A 20,578-nucleotide genomic window follows, 5' to 3' on the forward strand; every position below is an offset into this window, starting at 1 on the left:
CCTTGCATTCCCAGCCGCGGCGTGCAGCGGCGGCAGAAACAGCCCTGGTTCACGCGGGTGGAACTGCCGCCACTGCCAAACCCAACAGCGCAGCTGGCGGTCGCATGACTGTCTCAATTGAGAAGTGTCGGGCAGTCAGGATACGACCACGTCTGCCGGTCCGTGGTGCTCTCCTCCGCCTGCAGCAGCGTGAGGGCGCTCACCATCCGGTGGCGCTGGTATCCATCACCGCTCCAGTCGCGATCGAACCGCTTCACCAGCAGCACATCGGCCTCCCCCACCCGGGTGAGTTGGCTTTCCGCCACCTGCAACCCGCACTGCCGCGCCAGCAACAGCAGGGCGTGCTCCACCTTCGGCTGATTCCATTTATCTCTGGGTGCCGGGAACTTGGCCAGCCAGAGGGCACCGTCATGCTCCACGGTGGTTTTTGGCCGGGCTCCGCCCATGGAGGTGCCAGCCCCGTGCAGCAGCTCATTCACCTGATCGTGGGCCGAGCCCGCCAGCTGGGGTTGATCGGTGAGGATCGCATTCGCGGCCTGTTGGATCCGTTCCAGATCGAGCCTGCGGTTGAACCGCCGCTGCGGTGCCGGAGGTTCGACGTTGCGTCCGAAGCCAAGCGCGCCAGCGCGATCATCCGGCCCAAGTAGCAGCAGATCGAAGTCGCTGGGTTCCCCCAATCCTCCATGGCGGGCGATCACCTGCCGGCCCCAGAAATCCGGCAACGCATCACGCAGGGCCCCGAAGAAGCCCCCCATACGGCCGGTCTCAAACGGGCGTGTGCCCAGCCTCAGCTCCACCGGGTCGAGTTCGACGGCCTCAGGCCGCTCTCGATAGCGACGGCCGTAGACGAAGGTTCCCACCGGTCGCCCTTGGCGATCCTCCTGGAGCTCAAAGCGCCCGGCCGTGACGAACTGGGTGTCGCCAGGCAGCACCACATAGACAAAACACGCCTGCTCAGCCGCCATGGTCAGAAGTCGTCATCAAGGCGGCGGTGGCGGCGGGGTGCCTGCTTCGGGCTGCGGGCCCCCTCCAGGGCTTTGCCCTCCTCATCCCGATCCGGATCAGCCACCTCGGCCATCTGATCCAGCAGCCCCAGCACCCAGAGCGCCCCCAGATAGGCCGCCACGGAGGTGCCTGGCTTGCCTCGCTCCACATCGGCCACCGTGTAGCGGGTGACCCCCATGCGCTCGGCCACATCCTCCAGGCGCCAGCGGCGCCGCAGCCTGGCCGTGCGGATGTTCCGGCCCAGACGCTCCAGGCTCTGCTCCAGGGCCGCCGGGGGATGAAGAACGATGGAACTGGCCTTGGCCATCAGCGGCGGGAGGTGGCAGTTGTGTTGCCTGATGACATCCTAAAGGCGTTTTATGGTGCTTAACAGCCACATGACTTGCGAGTGAAGGGGCGTTGTACCGCCCTCAGATCTGCCGCACCACCACCACACCGCGGCTGAGGCCGGTGCTGCTGTCGGTGGTGCGGATCGCCTGCCAGAGATCCGTCAGGGGTACCCACACCGATGGGTAGCGGTAGCGGGCCACATCCAGGATCAGCACCCGATCGCTGGCGGCGTGATAAGCGGCCACAGGGGAGATGTGGCCGCCGCCGGCCTGGCCGAGGGCCTTGCGGTCGTAGTTCACCAGCAGGCGATCGCTGGCCTGGCTGAGGTTGCTGCGCAGCAGCAGGCGGAACTGGGCCAGGCTGAGGCGATCGCCGTGGATGGCCCGGGCCTGCACCCCATGGCTGGCCAGCAGCCCCCGCAGTTCCTGCAGGGTCATCCCCTGGCGGGCCACCACTTCGGGGCTGAGCACCGCCCGGGTGGCAGCGGGCTCGAACACGTTCTCCTGGGTCCAGAAGCGGTAGCTGCCGTAGCCCGCCGCCGCCGGTGCCGGCACCGCCAGGCTGTTGAGCACCATCACCATGCTGGCCACACCGCAGTAGGCCAGGTTCGCCTGGGTGAGGAACTGCTCCGCCAGCGGGCCGTAGTCGGCGCGGTCATTGCTTTGCAGCAGCAGGGTCTGGCCCTGCGTCTCGGGTAGGGGAATGGTGATGTCGCTCCCCGACTGGGCCAGGGCACGGGGGAGCAGCGGCGGCAGGGCCACCAGCGCCAGAGCCAGAACGGCCGGCAGGGCATGGGCGCGGCGGCAGGGGAGCAAGCTCAGGACGATCCATCTAAGGTTCGCGCCAGTGTGGCCCCACCTGATGGCCTTTGAGGTGTCTGAGGCGCGGATGCATGGCATCCGCTGGATTCTCACCAGCGCTTGGCTGTTGATCATCGCCTCCCTCTTCTACGACCCCTGGACGCCCCGCTTCACCGAGGCGGATCACCCCTGGAGCCCCCTGCGCCTCAGTGAAGACTGCGTTCCAGTGCAGGACTTCTGTCTCAGTCAAACCCCCTACCCCCTGGGCACCACCGTGTTCTGGGGGGTGGTGGTGCCGGCGGCGGTGCTGCTCCTGCTGCTGTTCGGCCACGAGCTCTGGCGCCGGATCTGCCCGCTTTCCTTCCTCTCGCAGATCCCCCGGGCCCTGGGCTGGCAGCGCCAGCGCACCAAGGTCAACCCCCGCACCGGCGAGCGCCGCCAGCAGCTGGCCAAGGTGCCCGCCGACTCCTGGCTGGCTCGTCACTACCCCCAGCTCCAGTTCGGCTGGCTGTTCGTGGGCCTCTGCGGGCGCATCCTCTTCTTCAATGCCGACCGACTGGTGCTGGCCGGTTGGCTGTTGTTCACCATCGCCGCCGCCATCACGGTGGGCTGGCTCTACGGCGGCAAGGCCTGGTGTCAGTACTTCTGCCCGATGGCGCCGGTGCAGAGCATTTACTCCACCCCGGCGGGTCTGCTGGGCAGCAAGGCGCACCTGAGCGAGAAACCGATCACCCAGTCGATGTGCCGCACCGTGCTGCCCGACGGCAGTGAACAGAGCGCCTGCGTGGCCTGCCAGCAGCCCTGCATCGACATCGACGCCGAGCGCATGTACTGGACGCGATTGAGCAGCCGTGAGTTCAGCTTCGAGCGCTATGCCTACGTGGGCCTGGTGGTGGGCTATTTCCTCTACTACTACCTCTATGCCGGCACCTGGGAGTACTACTTCTCCGGCGCCTGGGTGCGCCAGAGTGATCAGCTCTCGATGCTGCTGCGGCCCGGACTGTTTCTGTTCGGCCAGAGCCTGAATGTGCCCCGGCTGGTGGCGGTGCCACTGGTGCTGGGACTGTTCACCTGGCTGGGGGTGGTGCTGGGCCGCTGGATCGAGCGCAGCAGCCGCTGGGGGCGCCATGAGATCTTTGTGCTGGCCACCTTCGGGGTCTTCAACTTCTTCTTTCTGTTCTCCGGCCGGCCGCTGCTGCTGCAGTTCCCCGGCTGGGTTCAGAGCCTCTTCGATGCCGTGGTGGTGTCGGTGAGCAGCCTCTGGCTTTACCGCTCCTGGGAGCGCAGCTCCGACCTGCACCAGCGCGAGAACCTGGCCAGCCGCTTCCGCCGCCAGCTGGAGAAGCTCGATCTCGATGTGGGGCGCTATCTCGATGGCCGCCAGCTGGCCGACCTCAGTCCCCATGAGGTCTATGTGCTCGCCAAGGTGCTGCCGGGCTTCACCCGTGAGAAGCGCCAGCAGGTCTACAAGGAGGTGGTGCGGGAGGCCCTGCAGGAGGGCTACGCCAATGCCTCCAGCAGCCTGGAGGTGCTCAGCCAGATGCGGCGGGAGATCGGCATCAGCGACGAGGAACACAGCCTGCTGCTCGAATCGGTGGGGGTGGAGAACCCCGATCTGCTCGATCCCGACGGTCGCCGCAGCCTCGAGGATCAGGTGCGCCTCAGCGGCTACAGCAAATCCCTGGAGCGGCTGATGCTGCTCAAGAGCCGTCAGGCTGATCCCGAGGTGATCCGCAGCCTGCGCAATCAGTATTCGATCAGCCCGGATGAAGCGGCCAGCGTGCTTGAGGGTCTGGCCCCCAGCACCTCGGCCCTGCAGAAGCTGGAGGCGATGCTGCCCCGCTTCTCCGAGCTGCGGCGTGCACGCCTGAACCTGCTGCAGCCACAGCTGGCCGATCAGCCACTGCTGCGTGACCTGCTGGCCGAGTCCCTGCTCCAGCGTCAGGACCTGAGCGTGCGCGCCATGCTTGGCGTGCTCTCTGAGCTGAAGGAGCAACCCCAGGCCCTGGAGTGGGCCGCCAGGCTCCAGGCCCTGCGGCCGGTGAATCTTCCCCAGCTGCTGGCGGAGGGCACCTGGAAGCAGCAACTCTCAGCGCCGGTGTACGCGCTGCTGCTTCAGCAGCCCCGGGGCGGCGAGGATCAGCCGCCCGCCTGTCCCCTCGCCAACACCCTCTCCAGCCTTGAGGATCTGCTGCAGGAGCGCACACCGCTGCTGCGGGCCGCCGCCCTGTTCCTGCTGGCGCGGCTCGCTCCCAACCGCGCCCGCCTCCTGGCCAGTGGCCTCGATGCCGCCGCCGCGCCCGTACCCCTGGGGGAGGTGCTCCAGGCCGTGTCTCACCCCACGTCGCCCGTGCCCGAGCTGCACGACCTGCCGGCGCTGGAGATGCGCGTCCACCTGGCCGCCAGTGATTTCTTCTCCGGCACCAGCCACGCCAGCCTGGAGCAGCTGGCGGCGGCCTCGGAGCTGCGTTGCTTCGCTGCCGGTGAGCTGATCACCGAAACCGGCGACACCTGCCGTGAATTGCTGCTGCTGATCGCGGGGCGGGCGGCGGTTCGCTACCAGGAGGCCGATGGCCTTCGCCTGGAGCCGCTGTGCCCCGGCCAGGTGCTCGACGAGCTGGAGGTGCTCAGCCACAGCGCCTCCGAGAACACGATCGTGGCCGAAGAGGAGGGAACCCGGCTGCTGGCTGTGCCCGTGGCGGGCTTCGATGCGGTGCTGGAGCGCGACCCCGATTTCGCCCGGCGGGTGCTGGAGCTGGAGAGCCGCCATCTCCAGAGCCTGATGCGCTCGCTGCAGAGCTAGGGGATCAGCGGCCTCGGGCGTCCATGCCGGGAACCACATCCCAGTGATGATCGGCCATCAGCGCCCTGGTCTGCTCCGGGTCGAGCAGCTTGGCGTTGTGATAACCCCCAGTCACACGCCCCTGGCGGTTACGCAGCACCAGGGCCCGGTCATGACCGGGCGGACGACTCACGAGCCGGACCAGCAGGGTGGGGAACTCCATCGGGGGGTGCGGCGCAGGAAGCCTGCAGCGCTCAATCAACCGCAGATCCCCGCATCCGCCAGCCCCTCAGGCACTGATGTGACGGATGAGGTCGAGGCATTTGCAGGAATAGCCCCACTCGTTGTCGTACCAGGCCACCACCTTGACGAAGGTGTCGGTGAGGGCGATGCCGGCGCCGGCATCAAACACCGAGGTGCAGGTTTCACCAAGGAAATCCGACGACACCACATCGGCTTCGGTGTAGCCCAGCACCCCGGCCATCGGCCCCGCGGCGGCGGCCTTCATCGCGTCCTTGATCGCCTCGTAGCTGGCGGGGCGCTCCAGGTTCACGGTGAGGTCCACCACAGACACATCGGGGGTGGGCACGCGGAAAGCCATGCCGGTGAGCTTGCCGTTGAGGGAGGGGATCACCTTGCCCACGGCCCTGGCGGCGCCGGTGGAGGAGGGAATGATGTTCTGACTGGCGCCGCGACCACCGCGCCAGTCCTTGGCGGAGGGGCCATCCACCGTTTTCTGGGTGGCGGTCATGGCATGGACGGTGGTCATCAGCCCGTCGCGGATGCCGAAGGTGTCGTGCAGCACCTTGGCGATCGGGGCCAGGCAGTTGGTGGTGCAGGAGGCGTTCGAGACGATGTCCTGCCCGGCGTAGGTGTGGTGGTTCACCCCCATCACGAACATCGGCGTGTCGTCCTTGGAGGGGGCCGAGAGCACCACCTTGCTGGCGCCCGCCTGGATGTGGGCCCGCGCCGAGGCATCGGTGAGGAACAGACCGGTGGATTCGAGCACCACATCGGCGCCCACGGCCCCCCAGTTCAGGTCCGCCGGATTCCGCTCGGCGCTGACGCGGATGGCCTTGCCATTGACGATCAGCTGGCCGTCGCGGGTCTCCACCTCACCGCGGAAGCGGCCGTGGGTGGAATCGTGGCGGAGCATGTAGGCGATGTAATCGAGCTCGATCAGATCGTTGATCGCCACCACGTCGATCCCCTCGACCTCGAAGCTGCGGCGAAAGACCAGCCGCCCGATCCGCCCGAAGCCGTTGATTCCCAGTGCAATCGCCATCTCGGCTCCCCTGATCGGTTGTGCTGCAGCCGCTCACCCTACCGGCTTCAGCCCAGCCAGTTGAGGAAGCGCTGGATCACCACCGCGTTGCTGATGTCCACGAAGAACCCCGACACCAGCGGCACGATGATGAAGGCCTGGGGAGAGGGGCCGTAGCGGTGGCTCACCGCCGCCATGTTGGCCATCGCCGTGGGGGTGGCCCCCAGGGAAATCCCACCGAAGCCGGAGCAGATCACGGCGGCGTCGTAGTCGCTGCCCATCGCCGGAAACACCACCACCACAGCGAAGACCAGAGCCACCAGGAACTGGGCCGCCAGGATGAGCAGAATCGGCCCCGCCAGGCCCGCGATCGTCCAGAGCTGAAGGCTCATCAGCGACATCGTCAGGAAGATGCCCAGGGAGATCTCCGACATCAGCGCCAGCGAACGGGATCCAGCCGGCCAGCGCATCCGGGGCAGCAGGCGCGGCACGAGGTTGGTGAGCAGGATCGCGCCGAACAGGGAACAGACGAACAGCGGCAGGTTGCTGCCCATGGCCTGCAGGGAGGTGTGCAGCACTTCACCCACCGCCAGGCTCATGTTCAGCCAGAAGAGCGTGCTCAGCAGACTGAAGTAGGTCACCGGTCGCAGATCCGAGGGGGTGTCGGCCCTTTCTCCGGCGCCAGTGCTGGGGCCATCGGCGGGGCCGGTGCGCAGCCGATGGCGATGGATCAGAAAGCGGGCCACCGGCCCCCCCATCAGCGAGGCCAGCACCAGGCCCAGGGTGGCGCAGGCGATGCCGATCTCCAGGGCATTGTCGATGCCGTGATCGCGCACGAAGCGGGGTGCCCAGGCGATCGCCGTGCCGTGCCCCCCCAGCAGCGACACCGAGCCCCCCAGCAGCCCCTTGAGGGGATCCAGCCCCATCAGGCTGGCAACGCCGACACCAGTGAGGTTCTGCAGCACCATGTAGCCCAGGGTCAGTCCCACCAGCACCAGCAGCGGCCGGCCGCCGGCGATCAGGGTGCGGATGTCGGCGCCGAGCCCGATCGCCGCGAAGAAATAGAGCAGCAGAAAATCGCGGGTGGCCAGGTTGAAGCCCACCTCCAGGCCGCTGACGGCATGCACCAGGGCCAGCAGCACGCAGACCAGCAGCCCACTGCTCACCGGCTCGGGAATGTTGAACTGGCGCAGCACCGCCACGCGCTGGTTCAGCCAACGCCCGATCGCCAGCACCACGATGGCGACGTTGAACGTGGCAAAACTTCCGATCTCCAAGCTCATCAGTCCACTTTGGGCCGGCAGAGCCTACTGACCCGGATCGGCACAGAATGCCCCCAGCCCAATCGCTGCCGATGCTCACCCGACGGACCTTCGCCAAGGCTGGGCTGGTGTTGGTGCCGCTCTCATGGGCGGCTGAGCGACTGCACTGGGGCGAAAGCGTGGTTTTCGTCTGCTCGGGGCTGGCGATCCTGCCACTGGCGATCTGGCTGAGCATGGCCACGGAGAAGTTGTCCGTGGCTTTAGGCCCATCCCTGGGCGCCCTGCTCAATGCGGTGTTCGGGAATGCCTCGGAACTGATCATTGCCCTGCTGGCCCTCGGTCTTTCGATGTTTCTTGGCGGGCTGGGGCGAAGCGAGCAGCGCTTCCAGCCCGTGGTGGCCCGGGTGAACGGCTCGGCCATGACCCTGGCGGTGCTGGCGATTCTGATTCCCAGCCTTGCCGTGTTCTCCACAGGGGCGGCGCCGGAGCGCACCCAGGCCTTCTCGGGATTCGTGGCCTGGGTGCTGCTGCTGGTCTATGGGCTGACCCTGATCTTTTCGCTGCGCACCCACCGGGCCCTCTATGAGGTGGCAGAGGCGGAGTGCCGCGATGGGGAAGCAGCCGTCAGTCCGCTGCCCTGGTTGCTGGTGCTGATCGGGGCCACCACCGCCCTGGCGCTGGTGTCAGAGATCTTCGTGGGAGTGGTGGAATCCGTGACCAGCCAGCTCGGGCTCACGGCTCTGTTCACGGGGGTGGTGCTGCTGCCACTGCTGGGCGGAGCGGCGGAATTCCTCACCGCGATCACCATGGCCCGCCGCAATCAGATGGACCTGGCGGTGTCGGTGGCGATGGGCTCCACCCTGCTGGTGGCCCTGCTGGTGGTGCCGGTGCTGGTGCTGGCGAGCCCCCTGCTGGGCCATCCCCTCGACCTCAGCTTCGAGATCTATGAGCTGGTGGCGGTGATCACGGCGGTGCTGGTGAGCAACCTGGTGAGCCTCGATGGCCGCTCCGACTGGTTGGAGGGGGTGCTGCTGCTGGCCGCCTACGTGATTCTGGCGGCTGGTCTTTACTTTCAGGCCCTTTGAATTGTGACCTTTGGACTATGTTGATTCGAATTCAATTCAGTTGGTGAGTCGCGTCTTGCTGGTGAAACGTCTGCTCCCGTTGCTGCAACTCCTCGCCGCTCTGGCCCTGGCGGCACCGGCTTCCGCCACCTCCCTGCTGGAGTCGGTGGCGGCCTCAGGCGTCCTGGTGGGGGGCACCAGCCGCGATGCCTTCCCCTTCGCCTACCAGAACGAGCAGGGGCAGCTGGTGGGCTACTCGGTCGACATGATGAACCTGATCCGGGAAGAGATCGAGCGCCAGACCGGCCGCCCGATCCAGCTCAAACTGGTGGCGCTCGACACCGACCAGCGCCTGCCCAGCCTGGAGTCAGGGGCCGTGAACCTGGTCTGTGATGCCAGCAGCTTCACCTGGAGCCGCGATGAAAAGGTGGATTTCTCGGTGAGCTACGGCATCACCGGCACCCAGCTGCTGGTGCCCAAGGGCTCGGGCCTGTCCTCTCCGGACTCGCTGGCGGGCAAGCGGGTCGGTGCCCTGCCGCGCACCACCAGTGCCCTGGCGGTCTCCACTCGCCAGCCGGCCGCCACGGTGGTGCTGCTCAAGGACAGGCAGGCGGGCTATGAGGCCCTGCAGCAGGGCCGCATCGATGCCTTCGCCGACGACGGCATGCTGCTTTACGCCTGGCTGCAGCGTCAGGGCAGCCAGGCCCCCTTCAAGGTGTCGGCGGACGCCTACTCCAGGGAGGGCATCGCCTGCATGGTGCCCCAGAACAATTCCTCCTTTCAGCGGGTGGTGGACCTGGCTCTGATCCGATACATGCAGGGGTTTCTGCGTCAGCAGCCCAGGGAGCGGGCCATCTTTGATCGCTGGTTCGGGCCCCAGGGCAAAACGCCCCTCACCCAGGACGTCACCGGACTGTTCACCGAAACGATGCAGTTGATGGTTGACTTCAAGGAAGAGGTGCCGACCAAACCCTGAGGCGGTCCCGATTCCACCCCCTCCACCACCTGCCATGGCCAGCCTGTTTCGATCCCTCGGCGGCCTCGCCGCCACGCTGCTGCTGGCTGGCCTTCCCGCCAGCGCCGGCTCCGCCACAGCCGATTCGATCATCGACCGAGAGAACGCCCTGCAAGAGGCCACCCGTCAGGTCCCCGAGGGAGCCACCGTGACCGGCAGCCGTTGCCAGGAGATCGTGATGCCTGGCGACAGCTTCCGCTACCGCTGCAGCGTGGAGTTCACCACCCAGCCGCCTGCCGCCCAACCCGCTCCCTAGACCCCGCGAATCTGCTGCATGCCCCAGGACCTCGACGACCTTGAACTGGCCAAAGCGCCCTCCCTTTCCCTGGGCCTGCGGGCTCTGGCCGGAGTCGGAGCCCTGGCTTTTGCCTTGATCGCCGTCAATCTGGCGGTGGTGATCGTGCGCCTGCTCCAGGAGCCTGAGCCTGATCCCAGGCTCCCTTCACGGCCACTGGCAGCGCCCAGCGCCGCAAAGACCCTGCCGGCCCTGGCGCTGTTCCTGGTGCTGCCGGTGCAACCTGCCCTTGCGGCCGATTGGCGCGCCTACGGCCCGCTCTCGATCGACTGGTCCAGCTGGCAGCTGATGGACGGCAGCCTGGTGACCCGCAGCCGCAACGCCAAGAACCAGATGCTCTATCTCTCGGTCCACTGCAAGGCCGGCCAGATCAATGTGACGGGCGCGGAGATGGCCTGGAAAGGCTGGGAGAAGCCCCAGGCCGCCTTTGAGACCAAGCTGCTGAAGGAGGCCTGCCAGGGCGGAGCCGGAGGGGCGAATCCCCAGCCGGCTCCGATCAACAGCAAAGCTCCTTGAGCTTCAGCTGCTGGGCTGCCAGTCGTCGGGAGGTTCCGGCTTGCTGGTTTCGGCCAGGGAGGGGAAGGTGCTGCGCGTAAGGGCCAGCACCTCCTGGCGCACCGTGGCGCGGAAACTGGCGACAGCTTCCGCGTCGAGCACCGGATAGCTCAGGGGATTCTCGGCGGCTTCGGAGCGCAGGGATTTCCAGCTGGGGGTGCCGCTCTGGCGGATGGCCTCGAGGGCGGCGGGGAAATCAAAGGACAGGGTTTCGCCGCTGACGGCAGCGGCTTCGACCCAGCGCTCCCGGGCCGGGATCAGGGCCTTGGCCTTGAGGGTGTCGGGCAGTCCCAGCACCGGTTGGTAGTAAGCCAGGGCCCGCAGTTCTTCCTCCAGCACGATCGGCCAGGCGCCAGTGCGGCCGTTCTCCAGGCCCGCCTCGACGGGGCTGCTGCGCATGGCCTCCAGCTGGGCACTGAGCCAGCGGTAGTGGGATTTCTCCTGGATCGTCTTGCGCCCGCCACCTTTGCCATGGGCGGCCCGCTTGGGCAGGGCCGCCTCGGCCTGACGCAGGAAGACGCGGTCTTCAAGCTCCAGGTTGATCGCACCCCAGCGCTGGCGGTATTCCCAGAGTTCCTCGTATTTGCGCAGGTCCTCGGCTGACCAGCCCAGGGCCTTCAGTTCCTCGACTCGGTTGTCACTGCCCTTCAGCACCCGCTGGTCTGTCGCACTGGGGGCAGAGTACGTGCCGTGGGCTCAGGGCCTGAGCAGATCCAGGCTCTCCAGCAGTGCCCTGTGCTGGGAAACAGGAATGAAGCCATGGGCGGCCATCGCCCCACTGACCGCCACCGGCGGCACGCCGATGCCGGGGAACACCCCCGCTCCGCAGAGGCTGAGCCCCTCGATCGGCGTGGATCCGGAGGGGAAGGGGCCCTGGTCGGCCCCCAGGGCGGGCCCGTAGCTGCCCCGGTGCACCCGCAGGAAGCGTTGATGGCTGCGGGGGGTGCCGTGGAGTTCGATCACCACGCGCTCCTCCAGATCGGGAATGATGCCGCCGAGCACCTGGCGGAAGAGGCCACAGCGTTCGCGCTTGAGGGTCTCGTAGGCCTCCGTTCCAGGCTCCAGGTCTTGCCACAGCTCCCAGGGTTCGTTGGCCGGGGTGTAGCCGTGCAGCACGTGCTGACCCTGGGGGGCCAGGGAGGGGTCCAGCAGTGAGGGCATCGAGAGCACCAGCATGTTGCGCTCGGCGCCGATGCCCCGCTCCCAGTCGCCCACCCAGACGTGGTGGACTGGCAGATCCTCGAGCCCCTCGCCGCGCAGGCCCATGTGCAGGTGAAGAAAGCTGGCGCAGGCCGGGGTGGCTGCTTTCTGCTGGCGCCAGCGGCTGTGGCCGGATTCAGGGGGCAGCAGGGCGAGGGTGTCCCAGAGGCTGGCGTTGCTCACCACCCCGCGCCGGGCGCGGATCAGCTGGCCATCACCCAGGCGCACCCCTCGGGCGGCGCCCCCCTCCAGGCTGATCTCGGCCACGGGGCAGCTGGTGTGCAGGGCTCCGCCGTGGCGCTCCAGGCCGCGCACCAGGGCGGCCACCACAGCGGGGCTACCGCCCAGGGGGTACTCCAGGCAGGCGCCGGGGTCGAACCAGTCGGCGAACAGGGTCGCCATGGCGGCAGCGCTGGTCTGATCCATCGGCAGGCCGGAGATCAGGAAACAGAGCAGGTCCACCCAATGCAGCAGGAAGGGATCACGCAGGCGGCGGCGTGCCATCGGCCCGAAGGCGCCCCCCAGGGCGGCCAGCTGCGGGGCCAGCCGGGCCAGCCGGGCGGAGCGGCGCACCCCCAGCACGGCCGCCATGCCCAGGCCTGGGCGCATGGCCAGCAGCGGCAGCGCCAGGGCCGCTTCGCTGTAGGGCCGGAGCCAGGCCATGAAGGAGCTCCATTCCTCGGCGGCGGCCAGGCCCCGTAGCTCACGGACCGTGGCGATGAAGGGCTCGGGCCCCACGCCGATCCGCAGGGAACCCTCCGGCAGCAGCAACCCCCAGTCGTGATACGTGGCGACGGGAACGCTCTCGCCCAGCGCGTGCAGCACCTGGGCCAGGGGATTGCTGCTGGGCCAGCGGCCCAGGCCGCTCCAGAGCGAGGGGCCCGATTCGAACTGGAAGCCGCGCCGCTCGAAACCGTGGGCGGCACCGCCAGGGCGGTCGTGGGCTTCGAGCACCACCACATCGAGCCCATGCAGGGCGGCCAGGCCGGCGCAGCAGAGCCCACCGAGGCCGCTGCCGATCACGACCAGGTCACAGCTGGAGGAGGGAGCGGACAAGGGTGACAAGCCAGAAGCAGATCCTGATGATGGCGAGCCCCGCAGCTCGGGGGACTTGTAACAGTCCGCAATAATGTGTTACATTGCTTTCAACGACACGGAAATCCCCATGGCTCAAGCCACCGCCGCCGCCCCCACCAGCAACGCCCCCATCACCGCCAGCGAGCGCGCCACCATCCGTGGCGCCACCGTCACCACCGAAGATGGCGGTCGCCTCAATGCCTTCGCCACCGAGCCCCGCATGGAAGTGGTGAGCCCCGAGAGCGGCTGGGGTTTCCACGAGCGTGCCGAGAAGCTCAACGGCCGCATGGCCATGCTCGGCTTCATCGCCCTGCTGGCCACCGAAGCCGCCATGGGCGGCGAAGCCTTCACCCGTGGCCTGCTCGGCATCGGTTGATCGACAGCAGGTCCAGCATGGTCTGAGCTTTCCCTCTGCCATGCGCCTGATTGCTGTTCTGCTGGCCGTCCTTCTTCTGGGCGGCTTTGCTGTGTCTGCTGTGCCCCCCGCCTGGGCCGCAGAGCCTGAGCGTTACCTCTGCGACGGCGAGCCGATGCTGGCCGAAGTCCATGCCGGTGCGGTCGATGCCCCGGGGATTCCCAACATCAGCGCCGGCACCGCCCCCGGCGCTTTTGTGGTCTTGAGCTGGCGCGGTCTGAGCCTGCAGTTGCCCCGCAGCAACGCCAGTGGTCCCCCCAGCTACTCCGACGGCAAGTGGTTCTGGTCCGCCGCCGATCCTGAGCAGCCCCTGTTCAGCCTGCTGGTGGGCGCTCGCGAGCAGTTTCCCTGCAGCCGCTGAGCTCTCTGGATTCAGCCCAGGCGCCAGTCCCCCAGTTGGGAGAGGGCTGTCTCGGCAGCGTTCAGCTCCCGCTCGGTGTCGAGCCAGCGCTCATGGCCCTGCGGCAAGCCCTGAATCTGGCTTCTCAATTCTGTTTCCAGCTCCAGAAGCCGGCTGCGCAGGGCTTCAACCTTGGAACGCTTCAGCCAGATCGCCTGGCCAGTGAAAGACTGGCCAATGAAGGAACAGTGCTCCAACCGGTCCAACCACCCGTGTGACGGCATCAAGGTTGTCACAAGCGCCAGGGTCTGGCCCAGGCTTCTTGAAACTTTCTTCACAGGATTCCCCCATGCCGATCGCCGCCGCCGATCTGCTCGACTCGTTGACGTGGCGCTACGCCACCAAGCAGTTCGACAGCGAGCGCACGATTCCCCCCCAGACCTGGCAGGCCCTGGAGCGATCCCTGGTGCTCACCCCCTCCTCCTATGGCCTGCAGCCCTGGAGGTTCCTGGTCATCGATGAGCCGGCCGTGCGCGCCCAGTTGCGCCCGTTCTCCTGGAATCAGGCCCAGATCACCGAGGCCTCCCAGTTGGTGGTGTTCCTGGCCCGGCGCCAGATCGAAGCCAGTGATCTCGACCGTTTGATCACCGCCACCGCCGCCGCCCGCGCTCAGGACACGGAGCAGTTGGCCGGCTACCGCGAGCTGATGCACAAGGATCTGGTGGCCGGTCCCCGCAGCGCCCAGATCGGCGCCTGGTCGAGCAATCAGGTTTACATCGCCCTGGGTACTTTCATGACGGCGGCCGCTCTGCTCGGGGTCGACACCTGTCCGATCGAAGGGTTTTCCCCGCCCGACTACGACCGCCTGCTCGCTCTTGAGGGCACCCCTTACCGCAGTTGTGTGGTCTGCGCCGCCGGCTACCGCAGCGCCGACGACAAGTACGCCAGCCTCGCCAAGGTGCGCTATCCGCTCGATGAGCTGGTGGAGCACCGCTGAGGTCCCGAGCTGAGATGCCCCGCACCCTCCTGATCAGTGGCGCCAGCCGCGGCATCGGCCGGGCCATCGCCACACGGCTGCTGGCCGATGGCCATCGACTCAGCCTGGGGGTGCGCTCCCCCCAGCAGCTGGAGGGCACGCCGCTGGCGGCCTCCCCCCAGCTGCTGCTGCATCCCTATGAGGCCAGCGCGCCGGCCAGTGCCGAGGCCTGGGTGGCGGCCAGTGTCGAGCGCTTCGGTGCGATCGATGGGCTGATCCACTGCGCTGGCGTGTTCTCCCGCACCGGGCTGCTGTTCGGCGCGGAGGAGGCGGAGGAGCCCGAGCGGCTCTGGGCCGTGAACCTGATGGGTCCCTGGTGGCTGACGCGGGCGGCCTGGCCCTGGCTGGCGCGCAGCGGGGATGGCCGGATCCTCACGCTGGTCTCGATGAGTGGGAAGCGGGTGAAGGGGGGTCTGGCGGCCTATGCCACCAGCAAATTCGCCCTGATGGCCCTCTGCGACTGCATGCGCCAGGAGGGCTGGGACGCGGGCATTCGGGTCACGGCCATCTGCCCGAGCTGGGTGAACACCGAGATGGCGGCGGCGGTTAAGGCCATCCCACGCCAGGAGATGACCCAGCCGGAAGATCTGGCCGCCCAGGTGAGCCTCCTGCTGGCGCTGCCGGCCAGTGCTGTGCCCTTCGAACTGGCCATCAGTTGTCAGCTGGAGCGCTGAGGGCCCACTGCGGGGGCGGCGCTGCGCAAGGATGCGGACCCCGATCGCAGCAGTGGAGATGGCTCGTCTGATCATTGTGCTCAAGCCCCGGGGTCCGGCGGCGGGCCATGAACTGATCCCCAAGCTGATGCCCGCGCTGCAGCGCCTGAATGCTGAATTCGAACACCAGGGCCCGTCCCACCTCAGTGGCGTGATGCGCGTTCCTCCCCAGGGGATGGCCGTGCAGATCTTTGCTGATGTCCAGCCCCAGGCCGATGGCCCCGAGCTGGATGTGGTGCTGATGAGCTCCGAGATGATGACCAAGGGAGCGCCCCAGACCCAGTCGGCCTTCGCCGAGCTGATCGGCCTCCTGCCCGACCATGCCGGCGACCTGGAGCTGATCTTCCGCTCCGACCGCGACGGCCCTGTGCCCAGGCAGGGCCCCCGTCCGCTGGCCACCCAGGCCTGAGTTTCCATGGCCAGGCCCGTGCTGGTGCTCGCCAGCGGCAACCACCACAAGATCCAGGAGATGGAGGCGATGCTCGCCTCACTGGATCTGCTGGTGACCCCCCAGCCCGAGGGACTGGAGGTGGAGGAAACCGGCAGCACCTTCGCCGAGAACGCCCGCTTGAAGGCCGAAACCGTGGCCCGCATCACCGGTTGCTGGGCCCTGGCCGATGATTCGGGCCTGGCGGTGGATGTGCTCGGCGGCGCCCCGGGCGTGTACTCAGCCCGCTACGCCCAGGGTGACGAGCAGCGCATGGCCCGCCTGCTGCAGGAGCTGGGGGACAGCCCCTACCGCAGCGCCGCCCTGATCAGTGCCCTGGCCCTGGCTGACCCCAGCGGCAGCACCGTGCTCGAGGCGGAGGGAATCTGCCGAGGGGAGATCCTGCGCCAGCCCGTGGAGGCCCCTGGCTATGGCTACAACCGGCTGCTGCATGTGCGCGAGGCCGGCTGCACCCTCGCTGAGATGCCCCCCCATCAGCTGGAGAAGCTGGGCAGCCGCGCCAAGGCCCTGCATGCCCTCGCCCTTGATCTACCCAGGGCGCTGGGCCTGAACGGCAGCCGCAGATCCTTCAGCGGTTGATGATCTCGATGGCGCGCATGGCGGCGGCGGCGGCTTCGTCGATGTCGCCCTCCCGGCCCGCCAGGGTGAGACGTCCGTAGGCGCCCACGGCTTTGACATCCACCACGGTGATGTTCGACGACTTCTCAGCCTCGTTGGCGGCGATCAGCACGTAGCCGGCCGGTTCGGTTTCGAGGATGAACATGCTCATGCCGGCCTGGATCATCGAGCCGCGCCTGTTCTGGCGGTTGATCAGCACGGCATGGTCGGGGGTGATCGCCCGGATGATCTCGTCCCAGGTCACCGCGCAACGGCCGCGCTGCTCCACCGTGGTGCCCATCGCCTCCACCACCGCCTGGCCGGAGAGCAGCACGCTGCTCTGATCACGGTGGTAAAGGGCCAGGGATCCGAAAGCCCGCTCCACCACCTTCTGGCCGAGGCGCACGGTGCTGGCTTTGAGGGCGATGTCGGTGAGGCGGTGCACGGCCATGCCAGGGGCCACCTCCAGCCAGAGGCAGGCATCACCTGGAATCGGCAGGAAGCCCTGGGACACCGTGCCCATGTAGGCCGCCAGCTGGGGCTGCAGCGAGTCGAGAAAGACGAAGGCGCGCAGCTCAATGCCCTGGCGCGGCTGTACGGCGGGGCTGTGACTGCCGGTGAGGCGAACCTGGCGACCTCGGCCTGAATCGTCCGGCGGGCGGGAATCCATCCGTGACGAACGGGGCATCAACGAGACCTGTGGGATGGGTGGCGCCACGACCTGAAAGAGCAGGCCGAATCCCCAGGGGACTGGGTTCTCAAGGAAGCTGCTGGATCTTACCCTTCGGACCTTTCCGGTTTCTTTCGCCGCCGCCGCTGACCCCTTGCGCGCCTGGGCTCAGCCGATACCTTCACTTCAAGACCCCTGAGAATCAGCGCCGTGGCTTCGAAATCCAGCAGCACGGTGAACCCTGCCTCCACCGTCAATTCCGCAGGCAGCGTTCGCAGCGAGGCGCAGACTTCTTTTTCCGAGTGGATCAGCGGTGCGATCGAGCAGGGCGTCAAGCCTGAGCAGGCCCTGGCCGTGGTGGGGCTCGGCCTGATGCGCGGCATGGCCAGCACGGGCGCCGAGCTGCCCCTGCTCGATCTCGAGGCCGAAGCCGAAGGCTCCGCCACCGTTCTGACCCTCAAGGGGCGCCTGGAGGCGATCTCCCTGGCGGTCGAGACGGGGGCACCCCTCACCACCCAGGAGGTGACCCTGCTGCTGGGGGCCCGCCCCGGCACCGCCGTGGTGCGCCGGGCCGGCATCACCGCCCAGCGCCTCAGCCGCAATGTCTGGCAGCTCAGCCGCGCCAGTGACGAGCGCTCCGCCGCCTCAGTGGGCTTCAGCGACGGCTTCCGCCGCCGCCTCTGAGCCCGGCTTGGATTCGGGGGGGCCTGGGCGTGTTGCGTTTGATCTCCGCTGCCGCCATGGCCAGAGCCGCCACGGCTAGCTATGGATCACCGGTGACCCCTCCACCCCGTCGGCCCCTGAGCCGCCCGCGCCCCCCCAGGCTGCAGGCTGGCTCCGGAAAAGCCCCCGCGTGTCCACCGGGGGCTTTTCTGTGGGCATCAGAATGGATGGGCTGAGCTTCGCCGCGATGTCGAGCGCGCCCCTGTTTCACCTGGCCTTTCCCGTCGTCGACCTGGAGGCGACTGAGCACTGGTACGTGCAGGGGCTGGGCTGCCGGCGCGGTCGTCGCAGCGCCGAGGCCCTGGTGCTGGAGCTGGGTGGTCATCAGCTGGTGGCCCATCTCGAGCCCGACGGGCCCCAGCAGCAGAAAGGCATCTACCCCCGCCATTTCGGTCTGGTGTTCGCCAGCGCCGGCGAGCTCGAGGCCCTCGAGCAGCAGGCCCGCGCCCGGGGCCTGCGGCTGGGGGGCACGCCGCGCCTGCGTTTCGCCGGTACAGCCCTGGAGCACCGCAGCCTCTTTCTGATCGACCCCTCGGGCAACTGGCTGGAGTTCAAGCACTACAGCAACCCCGAGGCGATCACCGGCCTGGAGGATCACCACCTGGTGGGTGATCAGAAATCCACCGGCTGATAGATCGACATCCTGGCGATGCCCACCTGCTGGGCCACGGGATTGGGGCCGGCGGGGAAGGCCACCACGGAGAACTGATAGACATCGGCGCTGGAGGGGTTGCTCCAGGGCCGCAGCGCCACGGTCACGGTCTGCCCGGGGGAGGGAGGCGAGGGGAAGGTGATGCGAAACAGCCGGCTGGCGTCGTTGAAGCTGGCCTGGACCGCCACTGGCGGGCCCTCCCGCCGGGGCTGACCCAGAAAGGCGCGCGTGCGGGAGTCGTCGAAGGAGAAGCGCCAGTCGGCTCCCGAGATCTGACGGATCTCCAGGGCCCCCAGCCCCGCACCGGGTTCCTCGGGCATCTCGATCGTGACGTAGTACTCACCACCGCGATCAAAGACGGTGGAGTAATAGGTGCGCCAGCGCAGTTTCCAGGGGGCGCGCAGGAAGAAGGTCTGCTCCCTGAGCTCGGTGGCGCCGGCGGCGGCGGGTGCCAGCGGGGCTGGGGCCCAGAGGGCCAGGGCGACGGCCGAGGCTGCCAGCAGCCTGAAGCGAAAGCCGCGGTGTCTGCTCCTCATCGGCGGATCGCCTCCAGGCTGGGCTCACTCTGCAAAAAAGGCCTGGGGTCCTGGTCGCGGCGATGGGCCCGCGGCAGTGTGGAGGCTGCTGCCTTCGGGCCCTCCGCGGCGGCGATGGTGGCCCCAAGGGCCTGGCGCAGGCGCCGGGCGGCGTGCAGGGGCATGTCGCGGGGCACGCTGATGCGATCGCGCAGATAGCTCAGGCCCGCCGCTGCGCCCGCCGGCGGCAGGGGCAGCGACGGCCTCACCAGGGCGGTCAGGGCACAGCGCAGGGCCCGATCAAAGCGCTCTGGCCCATCGGGGTTGACCGCCGCGATCGCCTGGCGGTGCTTCAGCACCCGCGCCAGGGCCACCAGGGCCGAGCCCTCGGGCTCCGGCTGGGAGGTTTCCGGATCCGGGCTGGCCAGGGGCCAGGGGCCCTCATCCACGCGCCGCTGGGCAGCCTGTTGCTCCGTCGTGCTCCAGGCGTGGCAGCCCCCCATCTGTGGCGGCAGATCGTGGGCGTGGGTGTGAAAGTCGCTCTGGGTGCCCAGGTAGGTGGGGCGGGTTTCCATCGCCGCGAACCAGGCCGCGATGGCGGGATGACGGGAGCGCAGGTTGTAGCCCTTGTAATAGAAGAGGCTGGCGCTCATGCGCTCGATGTAGGGCGTGATCACCACATCGGCGCTGCTGAAGTTCTCCAGCAGGTAGGGGCCCGGGCTGGCGCGCAGGGCCTCATCCACTGAGGAAGCCACCCGGTCGAACTGGGCGGCGGCCCGCTCCTCCTGGGCCAGGCTCAGACCTGGGCTGCACAGCCACTGGCACCAGGCCCGAAACAGCACCCGCTCCAGTTGGCGCAGGGGCAGCACCGCCGGAGCGGTCATTCCCTGTCCCAGGGGGCCGAAGGCCCGCTCCAGGGCCAGCAGGATGTCGTCGCTCTCGGTGATCAGACGGCCATCCAGCTCCAGGGCCGGCAGCATGCCGGAGGGCACCACCCGGCGGAACCAGAGCTCCTTCTCCCCGTAGCAGAACATCGTCACCTTGCGGATCCGGTAGGGGATGCGCTTTTCCTCCAGCCACAGCCACACCTTCTGGCAGTAGGGGCACCAGGCGTGGTGGTCGCGGAAAAGGGTGACCCTCACCTCCGCTTCGCTGGCCCCGAACAGGCGCAGCAGGGCCTGGGCGCTGGCCGGACCACTCAGGCGGTCGGGTTCAGCCGGTGCCAGGGCGGCCAGTTGTTCCCAGCTCAGCGGTTCAGTCGCCTCAGGCGCTGGGGCGTTCCCCATCTGCTCAGTCACACCAGCCCCCGCACGTCCAGCTTGTGCTGGAAGGCTAGGAGCCCAGCACAGATCCCTCGCGCTGCTGTGGCTCTGATCCCTAGCGTCTGGGTTGAACGCTTCCCTGTCATGTTCGACGCTTTCACCAAGGTTGTGGCCCAGGCTGACGCCCGCGGCGAGTTCCTCAGTGCCGCCCAGCTCGATGCCCTCGGCGCCATCGTCTCCGGTGGCAACAAGCGGATGGACTCCGTCAACCGCATCACCTCCAACGCCTCCAAGATCGTCACCAACGCGGCTCGCGATCTGTTCGATCAGCAGCCCGCCCTGATCGCCCCCGGTGGCAATGCCTACACCCATCGCCGCATGGCTGCCTGCCTGCGCGACATGGAGATCATCCTCCGTTACGTCACCTACGCCGTCTTCACCGGCGATGCTTCCGTCCTGGAAGATCGCTGCCTCAACGGCCTGCGTGAGACCTACCTCGCCCTCGGCGTCCCCGGCGCTTCGGTGGCTGAAGGCGTCCGCAAGATGAAGGAAGCCGCC

The 20,578-nt window shown here is 68.0% G+C and carries 26 protein-coding genes; 14 read left to right on the forward strand and 12 right to left on the reverse strand.

The features are described from left to right. Nucleotides 1-113: 113 nt before the first annotated feature. From KQ304_RS13525 to KQ304_RS13535, 3 genes are all read right to left on the reverse strand, one after another. Entirely contained in the window at nt 114-965 is an 852-nt protein-coding gene (locus KQ304_RS13525) for a HipA domain-containing protein (RefSeq protein WP_259737588.1), read from the reverse strand. Nucleotides 966-967: 2 nt separating this feature from the next. Beyond that, nucleotides 968-1,312 (reverse strand): helix-turn-helix domain-containing protein, encoded by a 345-nt coding sequence (locus KQ304_RS13530; protein ID WP_259737589.1) that lies wholly within the window; start codon nt 1,310-1,312, stop codon nt 968-970. 103 nt (nt 1,313-1,415) lie between these two features. Further along, nucleotides 1,416-2,150, reverse strand: a complete 735-nt coding sequence (locus KQ304_RS13535; protein ID WP_259737590.1) for a phytochelatin synthase family protein — start codon at nt 2,148-2,150, stop codon at nt 1,416-1,418. A 46-nt stretch (nt 2,151-2,196) separates the two neighbouring features. On the opposite strand from KQ304_RS13535, the gene KQ304_RS13540 reads away from it, so the two are divergent. Beyond that, the gene (locus tag KQ304_RS13540) at nt 2,197-4,938 is read left to right on the forward strand and encodes a cyclic nucleotide-binding domain-containing protein (protein ID WP_259737591.1); all 2,742 of its coding nucleotides are present in this window, start codon (nt 2,197-2,199) and stop codon (nt 4,936-4,938) included. Between the two features lie 4 nt (nt 4,939-4,942). Here KQ304_RS13540 and KQ304_RS13545 read toward each other — a convergent pair whose 3' ends face one another. From KQ304_RS13545 to gltS, 3 genes are all read right to left on the reverse strand, one after another. Next, nucleotides 4,943-5,140: a hypothetical protein gene (locus tag KQ304_RS13545; RefSeq protein WP_259737592.1), complete on the reverse strand. Its 198-nt coding sequence runs from the start codon at nt 5,138-5,140 to the stop codon at nt 4,943-4,945. Between the two features lie 66 nt (nt 5,141-5,206). Further along, nucleotides 5,207-6,202 (reverse strand): type I glyceraldehyde-3-phosphate dehydrogenase, encoded by a 996-nt coding sequence (gene gap / locus KQ304_RS13550; RefSeq protein WP_259737593.1) that lies wholly within the window; start codon nt 6,200-6,202, stop codon nt 5,207-5,209. 47 nt (nt 6,203-6,249) lie between these two features. Beyond that, the gene (gene gltS / locus KQ304_RS13555) at nt 6,250-7,464 is read right to left on the reverse strand and encodes a sodium/glutamate symporter (protein WP_259737594.1); all 1,215 of its coding nucleotides are present in this window, start codon (nt 7,462-7,464) and stop codon (nt 6,250-6,252) included. A 71-nt stretch (nt 7,465-7,535) separates the two neighbouring features. On the opposite strand from gltS, the gene cax reads away from it, so the two are divergent. Genes cax through KQ304_RS13575 form a run of 4 tightly spaced genes read left to right on the forward strand, consistent with a single transcriptional unit; the run spans nt 7,536 to nt 10,333 of the window. After that, nucleotides 7,536-8,528 carry a calcium/proton exchanger gene (gene cax / locus KQ304_RS13560; protein ID WP_399229520.1) on the forward strand — a complete coding sequence of 331 codons (993 nt, stop codon included), beginning with the start codon at nt 7,536-7,538 and terminating at the stop codon, nt 8,526-8,528. 43 nt (nt 8,529-8,571) lie between these two features. Then, nucleotides 8,572-9,483, forward strand: a complete 912-nt coding sequence (locus tag KQ304_RS13565; RefSeq protein WP_259737596.1) for an amino acid ABC transporter substrate-binding protein — start codon at nt 8,572-8,574, stop codon at nt 9,481-9,483. A 34-nt stretch (nt 9,484-9,517) separates the two neighbouring features. Beyond that, a complete protein-coding gene (locus tag KQ304_RS13570; protein WP_259737597.1) occupies nt 9,518-9,778 on the forward strand; it encodes a hypothetical protein in 261 nt (86 codons plus the stop codon). A gap of 18 nt (nt 9,779-9,796) precedes the next feature. Next, the gene (locus KQ304_RS13575; RefSeq protein WP_259737598.1) at nt 9,797-10,333 is read left to right on the forward strand and encodes a hypothetical protein; all 537 of its coding nucleotides are present in this window, start codon (nt 9,797-9,799) and stop codon (nt 10,331-10,333) included. Nucleotides 10,334-10,336: 3 nt separating this feature from the next. Here KQ304_RS13575 and KQ304_RS13580 read toward each other — a convergent pair whose 3' ends face one another. Next, entirely contained in the window at nt 10,337-11,026 is a 690-nt protein-coding gene (locus KQ304_RS13580; protein WP_259737599.1) for a hypothetical protein, read from the reverse strand. 42 nt (nt 11,027-11,068) lie between these two features. After that, nucleotides 11,069-12,628, reverse strand: coding sequence for an NAD(P)/FAD-dependent oxidoreductase (locus tag KQ304_RS13585; protein WP_259737600.1), 1,560 nt, complete (start codon nt 12,626-12,628; stop codon nt 11,069-11,071). A gap of 109 nt (nt 12,629-12,737) precedes the next feature. Here KQ304_RS13585 and KQ304_RS13590 point away from each other — a divergent pair, with 109 nt between their 5' ends. Both KQ304_RS13590 and KQ304_RS13595 read left to right on the forward strand, forming a co-directional pair. Beyond that, nucleotides 12,738-13,025 carry a high light inducible protein gene (locus KQ304_RS13590; protein WP_259737601.1) on the forward strand — a complete coding sequence of 96 codons (288 nt, stop codon included), beginning with the start codon at nt 12,738-12,740 and terminating at the stop codon, nt 13,023-13,025. 40 nt (nt 13,026-13,065) lie between these two features. Continuing rightward, complete coding sequence (locus KQ304_RS13595) at nt 13,066-13,425, forward strand: hypothetical protein (protein WP_259737602.1); 360 nt, start codon at nt 13,066-13,068, stop codon at nt 13,423-13,425. Between the two features lie 11 nt (nt 13,426-13,436). On the opposite strand, the gene KQ304_RS13600 is transcribed toward KQ304_RS13595, so the two are convergent. Continuing rightward, a complete protein-coding gene (locus tag KQ304_RS13600) occupies nt 13,437-13,670 on the reverse strand; it encodes a hypothetical protein (protein ID WP_259737603.1) in 234 nt (77 codons plus the stop codon). A gap of 83 nt (nt 13,671-13,753) precedes the next feature. Here KQ304_RS13600 and KQ304_RS13605 point away from each other — a divergent pair, with 83 nt between their 5' ends. From KQ304_RS13605 to rdgB, 4 genes are read left to right on the forward strand one after another with little or no spacing between them, the layout of a single operon-like run. Continuing rightward, the gene (locus tag KQ304_RS13605; protein WP_259737604.1) at nt 13,754-14,401 is read left to right on the forward strand and encodes an NAD(P)H-dependent oxidoreductase; all 648 of its coding nucleotides are present in this window, start codon (nt 13,754-13,756) and stop codon (nt 14,399-14,401) included. A 14-nt stretch (nt 14,402-14,415) separates the two neighbouring features. Next, nucleotides 14,416-15,114, forward strand: coding sequence for an SDR family NAD(P)-dependent oxidoreductase (locus KQ304_RS13610; RefSeq protein ID WP_259737605.1), 699 nt, complete (start codon nt 14,416-14,418; stop codon nt 15,112-15,114). Nucleotides 15,115-15,172: 58 nt separating this feature from the next. Next, the gene (locus tag KQ304_RS13615; RefSeq protein WP_259737606.1) at nt 15,173-15,562 is read left to right on the forward strand and encodes a hypothetical protein; all 390 of its coding nucleotides are present in this window, start codon (nt 15,173-15,175) and stop codon (nt 15,560-15,562) included. Nucleotides 15,563-15,568: 6 nt separating this feature from the next. Then, entirely contained in the window at nt 15,569-16,180 is a 612-nt protein-coding gene (gene rdgB / locus KQ304_RS13620) for an RdgB/HAM1 family non-canonical purine NTP pyrophosphatase (protein ID WP_259737607.1), read from the forward strand. On the opposite strand, the gene KQ304_RS13625 is transcribed toward rdgB, so the two are convergent. Next, the gene (locus KQ304_RS13625) at nt 16,170-16,868 is read right to left on the reverse strand and encodes a BMC domain-containing protein (RefSeq protein WP_259737608.1); all 699 of its coding nucleotides are present in this window, start codon (nt 16,866-16,868) and stop codon (nt 16,170-16,172) included. The genes rdgB and KQ304_RS13625 overlap by 11 nt on opposite strands. Nucleotides 16,869-17,078: 210 nt before the next feature. On the opposite strand from KQ304_RS13625, the gene KQ304_RS13630 reads away from it, so the two are divergent. Continuing rightward, a complete protein-coding gene (locus KQ304_RS13630) occupies nt 17,079-17,552 on the forward strand; it encodes a hypothetical protein (protein ID WP_259737609.1) in 474 nt (157 codons plus the stop codon). Nucleotides 17,553-17,778: 226 nt separating this feature from the next. Next, nucleotides 17,779-18,222, forward strand: a complete 444-nt coding sequence (locus tag KQ304_RS13635; RefSeq protein WP_259737610.1) for a VOC family protein — start codon at nt 17,779-17,781, stop codon at nt 18,220-18,222. Here the strand turns inward: KQ304_RS13635 and KQ304_RS13640 are convergent. Together KQ304_RS13640 and KQ304_RS13645 are read right to left on the reverse strand one after the other, a co-directional pair. Continuing rightward, complete coding sequence (locus tag KQ304_RS13640; RefSeq protein WP_259737611.1) at nt 18,204-18,779, reverse strand: DUF2808 domain-containing protein; 576 nt, start codon at nt 18,777-18,779, stop codon at nt 18,204-18,206. The two genes, KQ304_RS13635 and KQ304_RS13640, sit on opposite strands and share 19 nt — an antisense overlap. Then, on the reverse strand, nt 18,776-20,044 hold the full coding sequence (locus KQ304_RS13645) for a glutathione S-transferase family protein (protein ID WP_259737612.1): 1,269 nt from the start codon (nt 20,042-20,044) through the stop codon (nt 18,776-18,778). Before KQ304_RS13645 ends, KQ304_RS13640 begins: the two co-directional genes overlap by 4 nt. Nucleotides 20,045-20,164: 120 nt before the next feature. On the opposite strand from KQ304_RS13645, the gene KQ304_RS13650 reads away from it, so the two are divergent. Further along, nucleotides 20,165-20,578 (forward strand): phycocyanin subunit beta (locus KQ304_RS13650; protein WP_259737613.1); only part of this gene is annotated, 414 nt, incomplete at its 3' end.

The organism is Synechococcus sp. CS-1329 (genome assembly GCF_025128055.1).
Lineage (GTDB): Bacteria > Cyanobacteriota > Cyanobacteriia > PCC-6307 > Cyanobiaceae > Regnicoccus_A.

Bases quoted from the DNA above. Each gene is read 5' to 3' on its own strand.
- KQ304_RS13640 (WP_259737611.1), bottom strand. From the start codon at position 18,779: ATGAGGAGCAGACACCGCGGCTTTCGCTTCAGGCTGCTGGCAGCCTCG.
- KQ304_RS13635 (WP_259737610.1), top strand. From the start codon at position 17,779: ATGTCGAGCGCGCCCCTGTTTCACCTGGCCTTTCCCGTCGTCGACCTG.
- gap (WP_259737593.1), bottom strand. From the start codon at position 6,202: ATGGCGATTGCACTGGGAATCAACGGCTTCGGGCGGATCGGGCGGCTG.
- KQ304_RS13575 (WP_259737598.1), top strand. From the start codon at position 9,797: ATGCCCCAGGACCTCGACGACCTTGAACTGGCCAAAGCGCCCTCCCTT.
- KQ304_RS13525 (WP_259737588.1), bottom strand. From the start codon at position 965: ATGGCGGCTGAGCAGGCGTGTTTTGTCTATGTGGTGCTGCCTGGCGAC.
- rdgB (WP_259737607.1), top strand. From the start codon at position 15,569: ATGGCCAGGCCCGTGCTGGTGCTCGCCAGCGGCAACCACCACAAGATC.
- KQ304_RS13570 (WP_259737597.1), top strand. From the start codon at position 9,518: ATGGCCAGCCTGTTTCGATCCCTCGGCGGCCTCGCCGCCACGCTGCTG.
- KQ304_RS13530 (WP_259737589.1), bottom strand. From the start codon at position 1,312: ATGGCCAAGGCCAGTTCCATCGTTCTTCATCCCCCGGCGGCCCTGGAG.
- KQ304_RS13625 (WP_259737608.1), bottom strand. From the start codon at position 16,868: ATGGATTCCCGCCCGCCGGACGATTCAGGCCGAGGTCGCCAGGTTCGC.
- cax (WP_399229520.1), top strand. From the start codon at position 7,536: ATGCTCACCCGACGGACCTTCGCCAAGGCTGGGCTGGTGTTGGTGCCG.
- KQ304_RS13645 (WP_259737612.1), bottom strand. From the start codon at position 20,044: ATGGGGAACGCCCCAGCGCCTGAGGCGACTGAACCGCTGAGCTGGGAA.
- KQ304_RS13540 (WP_259737591.1), top strand. From the start codon at position 2,197: ATGGCCTTTGAGGTGTCTGAGGCGCGGATGCATGGCATCCGCTGGATT.
- KQ304_RS13595 (WP_259737602.1), top strand. From the start codon at position 13,066: ATGCGCCTGATTGCTGTTCTGCTGGCCGTCCTTCTTCTGGGCGGCTTT.
- gltS (WP_259737594.1), bottom strand. From the start codon at position 7,464: ATGAGCTTGGAGATCGGAAGTTTTGCCACGTTCAACGTCGCCATCGTG.
- KQ304_RS13605 (WP_259737604.1), top strand. From the start codon at position 13,754: ATGCCGATCGCCGCCGCCGATCTGCTCGACTCGTTGACGTGGCGCTAC.
- KQ304_RS13615 (WP_259737606.1), top strand. From the start codon at position 15,173: ATGGCTCGTCTGATCATTGTGCTCAAGCCCCGGGGTCCGGCGGCGGGC.
- KQ304_RS13545 (WP_259737592.1), bottom strand. From the start codon at position 5,140: ATGGAGTTCCCCACCCTGCTGGTCCGGCTCGTGAGTCGTCCGCCCGGT.
- KQ304_RS13610 (WP_259737605.1), top strand. From the start codon at position 14,416: ATGCCCCGCACCCTCCTGATCAGTGGCGCCAGCCGCGGCATCGGCCGG.
- KQ304_RS13590 (WP_259737601.1), top strand. From the start codon at position 12,738: ATGGCTCAAGCCACCGCCGCCGCCCCCACCAGCAACGCCCCCATCACC.